This is a genomic window from Streptomyces sp. TG1A-8 (genome assembly GCF_030499535.1).
GTDB lineage: Bacteria > Actinomycetota > Actinomycetes > Streptomycetales > Streptomycetaceae > Streptomyces.
In genome coordinates this window covers 4,033,527-4,047,651 of the sequence record NZ_JASTLB010000001.1, presented here as the reverse complement: position 1 = coordinate 4,047,651, position 14,125 = coordinate 4,033,527, and the positions used below count along the sequence as shown (strand labels likewise).

Here is a 14,125-nt window from a genome sequence, read left to right as displayed (position 1 = left end):
TGGCCGCGACGTCGAGCCGCGCCGTCGAGCCGCGCCGTCAGGCCGCGCGGAAGGGATTACGCAGGTGAATGGTCCGCTGATCGTCCAGTCCGACAAGACGCTCCTCCTGGAAGTCGACCACGAGCGGGCCGACGACTGCCGCCGGGCCATCGCGCCCTTCGCCGAGCTGGAGCGGGCCCCCGAGCACATCCACACCTACCGGGTCACCCCGCTCGGCCTGTGGAACGCGCGGGCGGCCGGGCACGACGCCGAACAGGTCGTGGACGCCCTCGTGGAGTACAGCCGCTATCCGGTGCCGCACGCGCTGCTCGTGGACATCGCCGAGACGATGGACCGCTACGGGCGCCTGACCCTCAGCAAGCACCCCGCACACGGACTGGTCCTCACCACCACCGACCGGCCCGTGCTGGAGGAGGTGCTGAAGTCCAAGCGGATCGCCCCGCTGGTCGGCGCACGGATCGACCCGGACACCGTCGCCGTGCACCCCTCCGAACGCGGGCAGATCAAGCAGACGCTGCTGAAGCTGGGCTGGCCCGCCGAGGACCTCGCCGGCTACGTGGACGGCGAGGCGCACCCGATCGAACTGCTGGAGGACGGCTGGGCGCTGCGCCCGTACCAGCAGCAGGCCGTGGAGAACTTCTGGCACGGCGGCAGCGGTGTGGTCGTCCTGCCCTGCGGCGCGGGCAAGACGCTGGTCGGCGCCGGGTCCATGGCGCAGGCCAAGTCGACCACGCTCATCCTCGTGACCAACACGGTCTCCGCCCGGCAGTGGAAGCACGAGCTGGTGAAGCGGACCTCGCTGACCGAGGAGGAGGTCGGCGAGTACAGCGGCACCAAGAAGGAGATCCGCCCGGTCACCATCGCCACCTACCAGGTGCTGACCACCCGGCGGAAGGGCGTCTACCCGCACCTGGAACTGTTCGACTCCCGGGACTGGGGGCTCATCGTCTACGACGAGGTGCACCTGCTGCCCGCGCCCGTCTTCAAGTTCACCGCCGACCTGCAGGCGCGGCGGCGGCTCGGGCTCACCGCCACCCTGGTGCGCGAGGACGGCCGCGAGTCGGACGTGTTCTCCCTCATCGGGCCCAAGCGGTTCGACGCGCCCTGGAAGGAGATCGAGGCGCAGGGCTACATCGCGCCCGCCGACTGCGTCGAGGTCCGCGTCAACCTCACCGAGTCCGAGCGCCTCGCCTACGCCACCGCCGAGACCGAGGAGAAGTACCGCTTCTGCGCCACCACCGCCACCAAGCGGAAGGTCACGGAGGCGATCGTGCGCCGCTTCGCCGGGCAGCAGATCCTCGTCATCGGCCAGTACATCGACCAGCTCGACGAGCTGGGGGAGCACCTGGACGCCCCGGTGATCAAGGGGGAGACGTCCAACGCCCAGCGGGAGAAGCTGTTCGAGGCGTTCCGGCAGGGCGAGATCAGCGTGCTCGTGGTCTCCAAGGTCGCCAACTTCTCCATCGACCTGCCGGAGGCGACCGTCGCCATCCAGGTGTCGGGCACGTTCGGGTCGCGGCAGGAGGAGGCCCAGCGCCTCGGCCGCGTGCTGCGTCCGAAGGCAGACGGCCACCAGGCGCACTTCTACTCCGTCGTCGCCCGCGACACCATCGACCAGGACTTCGCCGCCCACCGCCAGCGCTTCCTGGCCGAGCAGGGGTACGCCTACCGGATCGTGGACGCGGACGAGATGCTCGCCGGGGGCTGACCGGGCCGGGGGCGGCCGGGCCGTCATCTGCGGTGCGCGCCCGTCTCCTCGCCGTACTCGCCGAGGACGACGACGCCGAACGCGGCCTCCGCGAACACCTTGACGGCGCGCAGGGCGTCGCCCAGACGGTGGCGGCGGGAGCCCGCCACGGCGGTGGCGCCGGCCGGGTGCCGGGCCGGATGGATGGTTGCTGCGCTCATGCCTCCATGGTGGAACGCCGGGCATAAGCCGGCAGCGGTCCGCGGGCCCGGACCCCAAGCCTCCGTAGGGGACCCCGGGCGGTCCGCGCCCCGGGGCGGCGGATATCGACTGGCATCCCGGCCCCCGCCTCCCCTAAAATTCCCGCTCTTGCCCGCCTCCCTCCCGCGGAGTGCCGCCGTCCGGCCGGAAACCGGACGGCACGCCGTCACAGCCACGCACCAGGTCCACCGGAGGCACCCCCTTGTCCACGCCCGCCCGCGACCCGCTCGACGACCCCCTCGCCCGGGAGCGGTCCCACCTGGCCGCGTCCCGCGCCGCCCTGCGCGCCATGCGCGAGGACGTGGAGGCACTGGACATCCGCGACGTCACCGCGAACTGGGTCAACGCCGCGGTGCTCGCCCGCCAGATCGACGAGCGCGTCAAGGCGCTGGCCGACCTCAGCGACACCCCCCTGTTCTTCGGCCGGCTCGACTACCTGCACGCGCCCGGCGCCGCGCGGGCCGAGGGCGCCGGGGGCGAGCGCTTCTACATCGGGCGGCGGCACGTCCACGACGCCGGCGGCGACCCCATGGTCATCGACTGGCGCGCCCCGGTCTCCCAGCCGTTCTACCGCGCGTCGAAGAAGGACCCGATGGACGTCGGGCTGCGCCGCCGCTTCGGCTACACCGGCGGCGACCTGACCGCGTACGAGGACGAGCACCTGTCGGACCCGGCCGAGGAGGCCACCACCAGCAGGCTGCTCCAGCAGGAGATCGAACGGCCGCGCGTCGGCCCGATGCGGGACATCGTCGCCACGATCCAGCCCGAGCAGGACGAGATCGTCCGCAGCGGGCTGGGCGGCACCGTGTGCGTGCAGGGAGGCCCCGGTACCGGAAAGACCGCCGTCGGCCTGCACCGCGTCGCCTACCTGCTCTACGCCCACCGGGAACGGCTCGCCCGCACCGGCACCCTCGTCATCGGCCCCAACCGGTCCTTCCTGCACTACATCGAGCAGGTCCTCCCGGCACTGGGCGAACTGAGCGTGCAGCAGGCCACCGTGGACGACCTGGCCGACCACGTGGAGGTGCGCGGCACGGACGACGCCGCCGCCGCGGTCGTCAAGGGCGACGCCCGCATGGCCGAGGTCGTCAGGCGCGCCCTGTACTCCCACGTGACCATGCCCACCGAGCCCGTCGTCGTGGTGCGCGGCTCCCGCCGCTGGCGCGTCGCGGCGTACGAACTGGAGGAGATCGTCCGCGAGTTGCTGGACCGCGACATCCGCTACGGTGCCGCCCGCGAGGCCCTGCCGCAGCGGATCGCGCACGCGGTGCTGGTGCAGATGGAGCGGGCCGGGGAGGCGCCGGACGACCGGGTGCAGGACGCCGTCGCCCGCAACGGCGCGGTGAAGGCGGCCGTGAAGGCCCTCTGGCCGGCCGTCGATCCGGCGAAGCTGGTGCTGCGGCTGCTGACCGACGCCGCGTTCCTCGCCGAGCACGCCGAGGGGCTGCTGGACGAGGACGAGCAGAAGACGATCCTGTGGGCCCGGCCGGTGCGCAGCGTGAAGTCGGCCACGTGGTCGGCGGCGGACGCGGTGCTGGTCGACGAGGCGGCCGACCTGATCCGGCGCACGCACTCGCTCGGGCACGTCGTCCTGGACGAGGCGCAGGACCTCTCGCCGATGCAGTACCGGGCCGTGGGCCGCCGCTGCACCACCGGCAGCGCGACCGTCCTCGGCGACCTCGCGCAGGGCACCACGCCCTGGGCGACCCGGAGCTGGCGGGAGGCGCTGGCCCACCTCGGCAAGCGCGAGGGGGTGGTCGAGGAGCTGACGGCGGGCTTCCGCGTCCCCACCGACGTCATCGCGTACGCCTCCCGCCTCCTGCCCCACATCGCGCCCGGCCTCGCCCCGGTCGCCTCCGTCCGGGAGAACCCCGGCTTCTTCGAGGTCCGCGCGGTCACCGGGCCGGCCGACGTGGTCGCCGCGTGCGAGGAGTCGCTGCGCCACGAGGGCTCGACCGGCCTGATCGCCGCGGACGCCCGCGTCCCGGCGCTCGCCGAGGCCCTGACCGCGGCCGGCATCGCCTTCCTGGCCCCCGGTGAGGAGACCACCCGCGAGACCCGCCTGACCCTCGTCCCGGCGTCCTTGGCCAAGGGCCTGGAGTACGACCACGTCGTCCTGGACGAGCCGCGGGCGGTGGTGGACGGCGAACCGGACGAGCGGACCGGGCTGCGGCGGCTGTACGTGACCCTGACCCGGGCGGTGTCGGGCCTGGTCGTCACGCACGCGGCACCGCTGCCCCCGCAGCTCGCCGGGGAGGCGCGACCCGGCGCGTAGGGTGCCGCGCCGCCGCGGGCCGGGCTACGCGGCGGCGTCCAGCGTGGTCCGCCAGCGTGCGACCGCCTCGGCCGACACCGGTCCGTCCCAGCCCTCGGGGCGGGCCGCGCCGCCGATGTGGAAGGCGTCGAGGCCGGCCCGCACGAGGGCGGGCACGTGGTCCAGGCGCAGGCCGCCGCCGACGAGGATGGTCTGCTCGTAGCCGGGCTCGCCCCGCCTGCGCGCCTCCGCGCCCAGCGTGGGCAGGCCCTCGTCCACGCCGGCGGCGGAGCCGGCCGTGAGGTAGGTGTCCAGGCCGGGCAGGTCGGCGAGCTGCTTGCGCAGGGCGTCGCGGTCGGCGGCCCGGTCGATGGCCCGGTGGAAGGTCCAGCGGCAGCCCCCCAGCGAGGCCACCACCCGCTCCACGGCGGCCAGGTCCGCCCCGCCCCCGGCGTCGAGGAACCCGAGCACGAACTGGTCGGCGCCCGCGTCCCGCAACGCGTCCGCCACCCGGACCAGGCGGTCCACGTCGCCCGCCGCGAACCCGTCCGCCAGCCGCAGCATCACGCGCAGGTCGATGTCGACGGCGGCCCGGATCCCGGCGACGGTGGCGGCCGTCGGGGTGAGCCCGTCGGCCGCCATCTCCGTGACCAGTTCCAGGCGGTCCGCGCCTCCGGCCTGGGCGGCGACCGCGTCCCGGACGTCCAGGGCGATCACCTCCAGGACTGCACGCTTGCTCATGGCACCCCATTCGTCGGCGACTACAGGTCTAGTCCAATTGAAGACCATGCCGGTACGCGGACGCCACTCACCCGTAGAGGTTCAGCTCCCCCGGCTCCACCCCGGCCAGCTCGAACGCGGCCCCGTGCACCGGCCGGCCGGCGTACAGCCGGACGAGCGTGGCGGCGGAGCCGATGTACCGGGCGGGCGGCCCCGCCGCGGCCACGGCGCCCAGCCGCAGCGGCTCGTCCACGTCGTCGAGGTCGGCGTGCAGCGGCACGTGCCCCCGCTCCCGGGTGATCCGCGCCAGCAGGGCCAGCGCGTCCGCCAGCCCCGGCCCCGCGTAGGCCCCCGGCTCCCCCCACGCCTCCCGCACGTCCCCGGCGTGCACCCACTCGCCGAACCCGATCCGGTCCAGCGCCCCGTCCGCCCCGGCGATCACCGGACCGGCCGCGGTCATCCCGCGCTCCAGCTCGTCCACGATCCGCGCGTTCGGCCAGTCCGCGCGCTCGGCGATGTCCCGGGCGTTCGACTCGGGCGAGAACACGCCCTGTTCGAAGCGGCCCTGCACCACCCGCGTCAGCGCGGCCGAACAGTGCGCCAGCACGTCCCGCACCGACCACCCCGGGCACGCGGGGACGGGCAGCGCGAAGTCCGCGTCCGGCCGCGCCCGCAACAGCGGCACCAGCGACTCCCGTTCCACGGCCAGCAACCGCCCGGAGGCTTCGGGGTCCCGCACTTCCTGTACGTCAGTCATGGGGCCACGCTAGGCCCGCGGACCCGCGGGCGTCGCGGAGAATGGGCACATGGCCGATCTCGACGCCCTGCGCCTCCGCTTCGCCCGCGCCCTGGAGGGGGCCCGCGCCCCCGGCGGCGGCCCCGACCCCGCGCCGTACGCCGACGACCTGCTCGTCCGCTGGCAGGAGCCGCAGCGCCGGTACCACACGCCGGCCCACCTCACCGCGGTCCTGGACCGCGTCGACCTGCTGGAGCCGTACGCGGCCGACGCGGACGCCGTGCGGCTGGCCGCCTGGTTCCACGACGCCGTCTACCTGCCCGAGCGGTCCGAGAACGAGGAGCGGTCCGCGCGGCTGGCCGAGCGGGCGCTGCCGGAGGCCGGGGTGCCGCGGGGGAGGACCGCCGAGGTGGCCCGCCTGGTCCGGCTCACCGTCGGCCACGATCCCGCCGACGACGACCCCGACGGCCAGGTGCTGTGCGACGCCGACCTGGCGGTCCTCGCCGCGCCCCCGTCCGCGTACGCCGCCTACACCGCCGGGGTCCGCGAGGAGTACCACTTCGTGCCGGACGACGCCTTCCGCGCGGGGCGCTCCGCGGTCCTGCGCCAACTCCTCGCGCCACCCAGGCTGTTCCGCACCCCGTACGGGCGGGATCACTGGGAGGCCGCGGCCCGCCGCAACATCGCCGCCGAGCTGGAAACGCTGTCGCCCTGAGCGGCGCTCCCCCGTACTGTGCGGCGCATGCGAACGATGAGCGGGGACCAGGTGCAGCGGGCCGTGGAGCACTGCGCGGCGGTGCTGCGGACGGTGCTGGACCGGGACTGGCGAGGCGTCGGGGCCGGCCGGCTGGAGTGGGACTGCCGCCGAACGGCGTTCCACGTCGCCGACGACCTCATCGCCTACGCCGGCCAGCTCGCCGGGCGCGCCCAGGACGCGTACGTGCCGTTCGGGATCACCCTGGACGAGGGCACCGACAACGCGGGCCTGGTGCACGTGATCGAGACGACCGGCGCCCTGCTCGCCGCGGCCGTGCGCACCGCACCGCCCGGGGTCCGCGCCTTCCACCCCTACCCGTTCCGCAGCGCCGACCGCGAGGGCTTCGCCGCGATGGGCATCGCCGAGGTGCTGCTGCACACCCATGACATCGCCCAGGGCCTCGGCATCGCGCACGAACCCCCCGAGGACCTCGCCGAGTCCGTCCTGACCCTGCTCTTCCCGCACGTCCGGCCCGGCCCCGCGCCCTGGCCGACCCTGCTGTGGGCGACCGGCCGCGGCGACCTGCCCGGACGCGCCCCGGTCACCGGGTGGCGCTGGTGCAACAACCTCGTCCTGCCCGCCGGACGACTCACCCTGACCGGCATCCGCCCCGCCGCCGCCCACGACCTGCGCCTGGGCGGCGACGGCGGCTTCGAATGGCTCGGCGGCGGCCCCTACGACGGCACCCGGGAGGCCGCCGGCCTCCTGGTCGAGGCCTACGAAACGGGCGTCCACCGGCCCGAGTTCGGAATCTTCGCCCTGGTCCGGCACGAGGACGGCCGCGCCGTCGGCGGCATCGGCTTCCACGGCGCCCCGGACGAGGAGCGCCGCGTGGAGATCGGCTACGACCTCGTGGAGGGCGCCCGCGGCCGGGGCTACGCCACCGAGGCCGTGCGCGCGCTGACCGAGTGGGCGCTGGCCCGGGAGGACGTCGGCACGGTGATCGCGACCATCGAGGCGGACAACGTCGCCTCGCAGCGCGTGGTGTCCCGGGCCGGGTTCGTCCGGGCCACCGTGGAGGAGGAGCGCGCGGCGCGCGAGGAGGACGCCGGCGACCTGCGCCTCTACGTCCGCCGGCCCTGACGCCGCTTCGGCCGGCGCAGCCCCGAGGCGCGCAGCAGCCGCACCACCTCGCGGCTGCCGACCTCCACCGCCCCGGCGGCCACCGCGTCCGCGTACCGGTGTGACGGCAGGTCGTAGTGGTCACGCTCGAAGGCCCGCCGGGGCACACCCAAGTCCTCGGCGAAGCGGTGCAGTTCGTCGTACGACACGTCGCTGACCAGGTGCGACCACATGCGCCCGTGCCCGGGCCAGGCGGGCGGGTCGACGTACACCGTCACGGGAGCCTCACGAGGACGCCGCCCCGCCCGTGGTCCGCCCCAGCGAGCCCACCGCGGCGACCTTCACGCCCGCCTTGTGGCACACCCAGTGCGGATCGGGTCCCAGCTCCGGCTCCACGTCCAGCGCGTGCGGGTCGCCCGAGCCGCACACCGGGCACAGCGGCCAGCGGCCGTGCCGCTCCAGCAGCGCGTCCTGCACGTCCTGGGCGACCAGGCCGGCCACGAGGTGGGCGCCGTCGGGCCACTGCTCGACCCACCAGCGCCGCTGGGCGACGGAGTCCTCGACCAGTGAGACGACGTCCGCCTGCGCGACCTCGCCCGCGACCAGGTCGGCGAGCACCCGGGCGCGGGCCGTGTGCAGCACCTGTTCGAGGTGGGTGATGGGGTCCATGCCCCTATTGTGCGCACTCTTGACCGGGACACCGAACCGAAAATATCTTTCACGGGTGACCCAGGATGTGAAGGAAAGTTTCGGCAGTCCCGGTGGCTCACTCGCCGCGAAGGTGCGCACCCTCGCCCCTTCCATGACCCGGTCCATGCAGCGCGTGGCGGAGGCCGTCGCGGGCGACCCCGCCGGCTGCGCCGCCCTCACGGTCACCGGCCTCGCCGAACTGACCGGCACCAGCGAGGCGACGGTCGTCCGCACCGCCCGCCTGCTCGGCTATCCCGGTTACCGGGACCTGCGCCTGGCCCTGGCCGGTCTCGCCGCCCAGCAGCAGTCGGGCCGCGCGCCCGCCATCACCACGGACATCGCCGTGGACGACCCCATCGCCGACGTCGTGGCCAAACTCGCCTACGAGGAGCAGCAGACCCTCGCCGACACCGCCGCCGGACTCGACACCGTCCAGCTCGGCGCGGCCGTCGCCGCGCTCGCGGGTGCCCGCCGCACCGACGTGTACGGCATCGGGGCGTCCGGGCTGGTCGCCCGGGACCTCACGCAGAAGCTGCTGCGGATAGGGCTCATAGCCCACGCGCACAGCGATCCGCACCTCGCGGTGACCAACGCGGTGCAACTGCGGTCGGGCGACGTGGCCGTCGCCGTCACGCACTCCGGGTCGACGGGGGACGTCATCGAGCCGCTGCGGGTCGCGTTCGAGCGCGGCGCGACGACGGTGGCCATCACCGGGCGGCCGGACTCACCGGTCACCCAGTACGCCGACCACGTGCTGACCACGTCCACCTCCCGGGAGAGCGAGTTGCGGCCCGCCGCGATGTCGTCGCGCACCGGTCAACTCCTCGTGGTGGACTGCCTGTTCGTAGGAGTGGCGCAGCGGACGTACGAGAGTGCGGCGCCCGCGCTGGCCGCGTCGTACGAGGCCTTGGCGCACCGGCACCGCAGCGCGTCCCGATAGGGCGCGGGAGCGGCCGCGGCGGGTTCCGCGGGTCCGGCGCAGCCGCACGTCCCGAGCCAGCCCACCGCCCCCCGGGGCACCGCAGGACCCTTACCGGAAAGAGCCGCTGGAGCCGTTGTCGATGACCTCCCACACCCCCGGCCTGCAAGCCGAACTCGCCTCCCTGACCACCGAGGCCTTCCGGCCCGAACTCGCCGAGATCGACCGGTTGCCCACCCTCGACATCGCCCGCCTGATGAACGGCGAGGACACCGGCGTGCCCGCCGCCGTCGCCGCGCGGCTGCCGCAGATCGCCGCCGCCGTCGACGCCGTCGCCGCGCGCATGGCCGGCGGCGGGCGGCTGGTGTACGCCGGCGCGGGCACCGCCGGCCGGCTCGGCGTGCTGGACGCCTCCGAGTGCCCGCCCACCTTCAACACCGGCCCCGGCCAGGTCGTCGGCCTGATCGCGGGCGGCGCCGAGGCGATGGTCACCTCCGTGGAGGGGGCCGAGGACTCCCCCGAGCTGGCCCGCGCGGACCTCGACGCGCTGAAGCTCACGGCGGACGACAGCGTCGTCGGCGTCTCCGCCTCCGGCCGCACCCCCTACGCCGTCGGCGCCGTCGAGCACGCCCGCGCCCTCGGCGCGCTGACCGTCGGGCTCGCCTGCAACGCGCACAGCCCGCTCGCCGCCGCCGCCGAGCACGGCATCGAGGTGGTCACCGGCCCCGAACTGCTCACCGGCTCCACCCGCCTGAAGGCGGGCACGGCGCAGAAGCTGGTGCTGAACATGCTGTCGACGATCACGATGATCCGGCTCGGCAAGACGTACGGGAACCTGATGGTCGACGTCCGCGCCTCCAACGACAAGCTCCGCGCCCGCTCGCGCCGGATCGTCTCCCTGGCGACCGGGGCGGGCGACGAGGAGATCGAGCGGGCCCTGACCGCGTCGGGCGGCGAGGTGAAGCACGCGATCCTGGCCATCCTGGCCGACGTCGACGGCCCCACCGCCGCCCGCCTCCTGGAGGCGTCCGGCGGCCACCTGCGCGAGGCGCTGGCGGTCGCGGACGCCTGACCCGCACGCGCGGCGGCCGCGCCGGTCGCCGCCGGGGCGGGGGTGGCCGGGAACAGCGGGGTCCGGGGTACCGTCGGACTGCCGCCCCGCCGGGCGGCGACGTGCACGCGGACCCGGACGAGCCGAAGGAATGCGCCGACCGACATGAACCATGCCCAGCTCACCGCGCTCGGGCGGGCCCTGCGGCTCCTTGGGGAGCACGGGGATGCCCTGGGCGCCGACACGCCCGATGCCCGGCTGCACGAGGTCAGGGCCGACCTGAAGCGGGCGCTCGACCTGCTGGAGGAGGGCGTCGCCGCCGGTGCGCCCAGCACCCGCTGCCCGGAGCACCCGTACGGGCCCGTCGACGACAGCGCCCCGGACCTGTGCCTGCTGTGCGAGACCCGACGGCGGGCCGCCCGGCGGGCGGAGTTCCAGGGCCGCCCGCAGGGAACGGGGGCCCCCGCCACCGCGCCCTCCCGGTACGGCGTCCGCGGCGACCGGCCCCAGCCCCAGCAGCGCTGGCTGCCGGAGGCGTGGAACGGCCGGGAGTGGCAGTTGTGCGGCACCCCGAGACGGGACCGCCGCGAGGCCGAGGCCTACCTCGCGGCGGCACGGCGCGGGTCCCGGCCGGCGATGGCCTACCGGCTGGTGCACGAGTTCACCGACTACGAGGTGCTGCGGATCTGGGGGACGCCGGTCCGCGTCGACATCGAGCCCATGGGCAACCCGTAGGCCGGCGGGCCGGGGCCCCGGCCGGAACACGGCCCCGGAAGGTCCCCGAAAGGTCCCCGGCCGGGGCCGGGGCCGGACGCCGTGTCAGACGAGCGTCTTCAGGGCCGCCGCGTCGTACGGCTTCAGCTCGTCGAAGCGGTCGGCGAGGACCTTCGCCGCCCACTCGGGGTCCTGCAGCAGGGCGCGGCCGACGGCGACCATGTCGAACTCGTCGGCCTCCAGGCGGTCCAGGAGGTTGTCGATGCCCTTGACCGGGGAGCCCTCGCCCTGGAAGGCGTTGATGAAGTCGCCGTCCAGGCCGACCGAGCCGACGCTGATGACCTGCTTGCCGGTGAGCTTCTTCGTCCAGCCCGCGAGGTTGAGGTCGGAGCCGTCGAACTCGGGGAGCCAGTAGCGGCGCGTGGAGGCGTGGAAGACGTCGACACCGGCGGCGGCCAGCGGGGTCAGGATCGCCTCCAGCTCCTCGGGCGTCTCGGCGAGGCGTGCGTCGTAGGCCTCCTGCTTCCACTGCGAGTAGCGGAAGATCACCGGGAAGTCGGGCGACACCGCCTCCCGGACGGCGGCCACGACCTCCGCCGAGAACTTCGTCCGGGCCACCGCGTCGCCGCCGTAGGCGTCGGTGCGGCGGTTGGTGCCGGCCCACAGGAACTGGTCGAGGAGGTAGCCGTGGGCGCCGTGGATCTCCACGCCGTCGAAGCCGATGCGCTCGGCGTCGGCGGCGGCCTCGGCGAAGGCGCCGATGACGGCGTCCAGGTCGGCCCGGGTCATCGCCCGGCCGTCCTCGGTGCCGTCGATGCGCAGCCCGGAGGGGCCGACGGCGGGGGCGTCCGGGAAGGGCGCCTGGCCCTGCTTGCGGACCATGCCGACGTGCCACAGCTGGGGCACGATCGTGCCGCCCGCCGCGTGCACCGCCCCGGCGACCTTCGCCCAGCCGGCCAGCTGCTCCTCACCGTGGAAGCGCGGCACCCGGTCACTCTGGCCCGCCGACTCGTGGCCCACGTACGTGCCCTCGGTGACGATCAGTCCGACCCCGGCACCGGCACGGCGGGCGTAGTACGACACCACGTCCTCGCCGGGGACGCCGCCGGGGGAGAACATGCGGGTCATCGGCGCCATCACGATCCGGTTCGGGACGGTGAGACCGCCCAACGTGATCGGACGGGAGAGGATCCGGGCCGCGCGGGAGGCGGCGGGCTGGGTGGTGGTCACGTGGGGGCTCCTCGTGAGTGGAATCGAGTTGACCAGTGGGTATGTGCACACGCATTGGTGCACTTCCTCAAGTGAACCGCACGCCCCGTGCGGCACATTCCGCGCCCTCGGCGCGCCACCCTGTGATCCCGGACACGCCCGAGGGCGGCACCCCCCGTCAGGAACAGGGGGTGCCGCCCTCGGCAGGGACAGGCCGATCCGTGCGGATCAGAAGTCCATGTCACCGCCCGGCATGCCGCCGCCGGCCGGCGCGGCGGCCTTCTCCGGCTTGTCGGCGATGACGGCCTCGGTGGTGAGGAACAGCGCGGCGATGGAGGCGGCGTTCTGCAGCGCGGAACGGGTCACCTTCGCCGGGTCGATGATGCCCTCGGCGACCAGGTCGACGTAGTCGCCGGTCGCGGCGTTCAGGCCGTGGCCCGGGGTCAGGTTGCGCACCTTCTCCACCACGACACCGCCCTCGAGGCCGGCGTTGACGGCGATCTGCTTCAGCGGGGCCTCCAGCGCGATGCGCACGGCGTTGGCGCCGGTCGCCTCGTCACCCTCGAGCTCCAGCTTCTCGAAGACCTGGGAGGCCTGCAGCAGGGCCACGCCACCACCGGCGACGATGCCCTCCTCGACGGCCGCCTTGGCGTTGCGGACGGCGTCCTCGATGCGGTGCTTGCGCTCCTTGAGCTCCACCTCGGTGGCGGCACCGGCCTTGATGACCGCGACACCGCCGGCGAGCTTGGCCAGGCGCTCCTGCAGCTTCTCGCGGTCGTAGTCGGAGTCGCTGTTCTCGATCTCGGCGCGGATCTGGTTGACGCGGCCGTTGACCTGCTCGGAGGAGCCGGCACCGTCGACGATGGTGGTCTCGTCCTTGGTGATGACGACCTTGCGGGCGCGGCCCAGGAGGTCCAGGGTCGCGTTCTCCAGCTTGAGGCCGACCTCCTCGGAGATGACCTCGCCGCCCGTGAGGATGGCGATGTCGCCGAGCATGGCCTTGCGGCGGTCGCCGAAGCCCGGGGCCTTGACGGCGACGGACTTGAAGGTGCCGCGGATCTTGTTGACGACCAGGGTCGACAGGGCCTCGCCCTCGACGTCCTCGGCGATGATCAGCAGCGGCTTGCCCGACTGCATGACCTTCTCCAGCAGCGGGAGCAGGTCCTTGACCGAGGAGATCTTGGAGTTGGCGATGAGGATGTACGGGTCCTCCAGCACCGCCTCCATGCGCTCCATGTCGGTCGCGAAGTAGGCGGAGATGTAGCCCTTGTCGAAGCGCATGCCCTCGGTGAGCTCCAGCTCCAGACCGAAGGTGTTGGACTCCTCGACGGTGATGACGCCTTCCTTGCCGACCTTGTCCATGGCCTCGGCGATCAGCTCGCCGATCTGGGTGTCGGCGGCGGAGATGGACGCGGTGGAGGCGATCTGCTCCTTGGTCTCGACGTCCTTCGCCTGCTCCAGCAGGGCGGCGGAGACGGCCTCGACGGCCTTCTCGATACCGCGCTTCAGAGCCATCGGGTTGGCACCGGCGGCGACGTTGCGCAGGCCCTCCTTGACCAGGGCCTGGGCGAGCACGGTCGCGGTGGTCGTACCGTCGCCGGCGACGTCGTCCGTCTTCTTGGCGACTTCCTTGACCAGCTCGGCGCCGATCTTCTCGTACGGGTCCTCGAGTTCGATCTCCTTGGCGATGGAGACACCATCGTTGGTGATCGTGGGGGCGCCCCACTTCTTCTCGAGGACGACGTTGCGGCCCTTGGGGCCGAGCGTCACCTTCACGGCGTCCGCGAGCTGGTTCATGCCGCGCTCGAGGCCGCGCCGCGCCTCCTCGTCGAACGCGATGATCTTGGCCATGTGAAGTGGTCCCTCCAGGACTGGGGGTGATTCCTTCGGACCGCGCCCGCGCCCGCGACGGACGGCTCGCCGGCCTCGTGGTTCCTTGCCCCACCCGGCCTGCGGGCCTCACCGACCCGGTCCTTCGCTGTCACTCTCACCTTCAGAGTGCTAACGCAATGATTAGCACTCGGCATGCCCGAGTGCAAGGTGTGCCCGCGCGGCGGACCCGATG

The 14,125-nt window shown here is 74.0% G+C and carries 14 protein-coding genes; 7 read left to right on the top strand and 7 right to left on the bottom strand.

From position 1 onward, the window contains the following. Window positions 1-64 precede the first annotated feature (64 nt). Window positions 65-1,708 carry a DNA repair helicase XPB gene (locus QQY24_RS17730; protein WP_301973666.1) on the top strand — a complete coding sequence of 548 codons (1,644 nt, stop codon included), beginning with the start codon at window positions 65-67 and terminating at the stop codon, window positions 1,706-1,708. A 23-nt stretch (window positions 1,709-1,731) separates the two neighbouring features. Here the strand turns inward: QQY24_RS17730 and QQY24_RS17725 are convergent, their stop codons facing one another. After that, a complete protein-coding gene (locus QQY24_RS17725; protein ID WP_301973665.1) occupies window positions 1,732-1,908 on the bottom strand; it encodes a hypothetical protein in 177 nt (58 codons plus the stop codon). Window positions 1,909-2,237: 329 nt separating this feature from the next. On the opposite strand from QQY24_RS17725, the gene QQY24_RS17720 reads away from it, so the two are divergent. After that, window positions 2,238-4,223, top strand: a complete 1,986-nt coding sequence (locus tag QQY24_RS17720) for a UvrD-helicase domain-containing protein (RefSeq protein ID WP_301976274.1) — start codon at window positions 2,238-2,240, stop codon at window positions 4,221-4,223. A gap of 24 nt (window positions 4,224-4,247) precedes the next feature. Here the strand turns inward: QQY24_RS17720 and QQY24_RS17715 are convergent, their stop codons facing one another. Continuing rightward, the gene (locus QQY24_RS17715; protein ID WP_301973664.1) at window positions 4,248-4,943 is read right to left on the bottom strand and encodes a copper homeostasis protein CutC; all 696 of its coding nucleotides are present in this window, start codon (window positions 4,941-4,943) and stop codon (window positions 4,248-4,250) included. A 67-nt stretch (window positions 4,944-5,010) separates the two neighbouring features. Continuing rightward, a complete protein-coding gene (locus QQY24_RS17710; protein ID WP_301973663.1) occupies window positions 5,011-5,679 on the bottom strand; it encodes a maleylpyruvate isomerase family mycothiol-dependent enzyme in 669 nt (222 codons plus the stop codon). A gap of 49 nt (window positions 5,680-5,728) precedes the next feature. Between QQY24_RS17710 and QQY24_RS17705 the strand changes: the two genes are divergently transcribed. After that, entirely contained in the window at window positions 5,729-6,373 is a 645-nt protein-coding gene (locus QQY24_RS17705) for a hypothetical protein (protein ID WP_301973662.1), read from the top strand. A gap of 27 nt (window positions 6,374-6,400) precedes the next feature. Then, window positions 6,401-7,498 (top strand): GNAT family N-acetyltransferase, encoded by a 1,098-nt coding sequence (locus QQY24_RS17700; protein ID WP_301973661.1) that lies wholly within the window; start codon window positions 6,401-6,403, stop codon window positions 7,496-7,498. On the opposite strand, the gene QQY24_RS17695 is transcribed toward QQY24_RS17700, so the two are convergent. Together QQY24_RS17695 and QQY24_RS17690 are read right to left on the bottom strand one after the other, a co-directional pair. Further along, window positions 7,480-7,755, bottom strand: a complete 276-nt coding sequence (locus tag QQY24_RS17695; RefSeq protein ID WP_301973660.1) for a DUF4031 domain-containing protein — start codon at window positions 7,753-7,755, stop codon at window positions 7,480-7,482. The genes QQY24_RS17700 and QQY24_RS17695 overlap by 19 nt on opposite strands. Window positions 7,756-7,762: 7 nt before the next feature. Further along, window positions 7,763-8,146 carry a hypothetical protein gene (locus QQY24_RS17690; protein WP_301973659.1) on the bottom strand — a complete coding sequence of 128 codons (384 nt, stop codon included), beginning with the start codon at window positions 8,144-8,146 and terminating at the stop codon, window positions 7,763-7,765. 55 nt (window positions 8,147-8,201) lie between these two features. On the opposite strand from QQY24_RS17690, the gene QQY24_RS17685 reads away from it, so the two are divergent. From QQY24_RS17685 to QQY24_RS17675, 3 genes are all read left to right on the top strand, one after another. Further along, window positions 8,202-9,107: a MurR/RpiR family transcriptional regulator gene (locus tag QQY24_RS17685; protein WP_301973658.1), complete on the top strand. Its 906-nt coding sequence runs from the start codon at window positions 8,202-8,204 to the stop codon at window positions 9,105-9,107. Window positions 9,108-9,228: 121 nt separating this feature from the next. After that, the gene (murQ, locus tag QQY24_RS17680) at window positions 9,229-10,158 is read left to right on the top strand and encodes an N-acetylmuramic acid 6-phosphate etherase (protein WP_301973657.1); all 930 of its coding nucleotides are present in this window, start codon (window positions 9,229-9,231) and stop codon (window positions 10,156-10,158) included. Between the two features lie 144 nt (window positions 10,159-10,302). After that, window positions 10,303-10,872, top strand: coding sequence for a hypothetical protein (locus tag QQY24_RS17675; protein WP_301973656.1), 570 nt, complete (start codon window positions 10,303-10,305; stop codon window positions 10,870-10,872). 84 nt (window positions 10,873-10,956) lie between these two features. Here QQY24_RS17675 and QQY24_RS17670 read toward each other — a convergent pair whose 3' ends face one another. Together QQY24_RS17670 and groL are read right to left on the bottom strand one after the other, a co-directional pair. Further along, entirely contained in the window at window positions 10,957-12,081 is a 1,125-nt protein-coding gene (locus QQY24_RS17670) for an NADH:flavin oxidoreductase (protein ID WP_301973655.1), read from the bottom strand. Window positions 12,082-12,288: 207 nt separating this feature from the next. Continuing rightward, window positions 12,289-13,911, bottom strand: coding sequence for a chaperonin GroEL (gene groL, locus QQY24_RS17665; protein WP_301973654.1), 1,623 nt, complete (start codon window positions 13,909-13,911; stop codon window positions 12,289-12,291). Between the last annotated feature and the right edge of the window lie 214 nt (window positions 13,912-14,125).

What these genes read in the sequence shown, in the direction of transcription:
- QQY24_RS17725 (WP_301973665.1), bottom strand. Translation starts at nt 1,908, where the DNA reads ATGAGCGCAGCAACCATCCATCCGGCCCGGCACCCGGCCGGCGCCACC.
- QQY24_RS17720 (WP_301976274.1), top strand. Translation starts at nt 2,238, where the DNA reads ATGCGCGAGGACGTGGAGGCACTGGACATCCGCGACGTCACCGCGAAC.
- QQY24_RS17715 (WP_301973664.1), bottom strand. Translation starts at nt 4,943, where the DNA reads ATGAGCAAGCGTGCAGTCCTGGAGGTGATCGCCCTGGACGTCCGGGAC.
- QQY24_RS17710 (WP_301973663.1), bottom strand. Translation starts at nt 5,679, where the DNA reads ATGACTGACGTACAGGAAGTGCGGGACCCCGAAGCCTCCGGGCGGTTG.
- QQY24_RS17705 (WP_301973662.1), top strand. Translation starts at nt 5,729, where the DNA reads ATGGCCGATCTCGACGCCCTGCGCCTCCGCTTCGCCCGCGCCCTGGAG.
- QQY24_RS17700 (WP_301973661.1), top strand. Translation starts at nt 6,401, where the DNA reads ATGCGAACGATGAGCGGGGACCAGGTGCAGCGGGCCGTGGAGCACTGC.
- QQY24_RS17690 (WP_301973659.1), bottom strand. Translation starts at nt 8,146, where the DNA reads ATGGACCCCATCACCCACCTCGAACAGGTGCTGCACACGGCCCGCGCC.
- murQ (WP_301973657.1), top strand. Translation starts at nt 9,229, where the DNA reads ATGACCTCCCACACCCCCGGCCTGCAAGCCGAACTCGCCTCCCTGACC.
- QQY24_RS17675 (WP_301973656.1), top strand. Translation starts at nt 10,303, where the DNA reads ATGAACCATGCCCAGCTCACCGCGCTCGGGCGGGCCCTGCGGCTCCTT.
- groL (WP_301973654.1), bottom strand. Translation starts at nt 13,911, where the DNA reads ATGGCCAAGATCATCGCGTTCGACGAGGAGGCGCGGCGCGGCCTCGAG.